The sequence below is a fragment of the Candidatus Symbiopectobacterium sp. NZEC135 genome, from assembly GCF_025962695.1.
This window is the reverse complement of sequence record NZ_JAGFPF010001516.1, coordinates 1-508: the sequence shown is the minus strand read 5'-3', so window position 1 is coordinate 508 and position 508 is coordinate 1. Positions and strand designations below refer to the sequence as shown.

Here is a 508-nt window from a genome sequence, read left to right as displayed (position 1 = left end):
TCAACGAATCCGTAGCACGTATCCTCACGCTGAAACAGCGCTACCAACTGCTGGGCAACGCCAGTGCGCCCCCGCTAACCCCACCCAATGATGATACCGAAGCCCTGATTGCCGATCGTTCGATCACCGCCGTGGTTAATCAACACGCCACGCTACCGCTGCTCGAAAAAAACTTACGCTACTTTATCCTGACCCCCTGGATGGAGCAGGCTGACGGCATCAAAATGACGATGGCACAATACGGCTACTCTCACGTTGTTGCAGCCAAGGAGTCACAATTAACCGACAGAGAGATTCGCCAGCGGATAGCCCAGTGTGATGTGTTTCTGCTCGGGACCCTCTCTACCCGTTTTACCCCGGTAGAAAAAGACGGTATTTCAACAGCGGCGAACACGCCGCAAAACGATACTGCGCGCTACCTTGAATGGTTGCGCTATGCGGGCTCGCTCGACAAAACACGGGTACATTTGTCACTGCGTGCCCCCTATGACATTGCCCTCTATGCCAA

Annotated in this window: 1 pseudogene; it reads left to right on the top strand. The window is 54.3% G+C overall.

Annotated elements, in window-relative coordinates:
* Positions 1-508, top strand: a pseudogene (locus J5224_RS35115) (glycoside hydrolase family 3 protein); the annotation flags it as partial.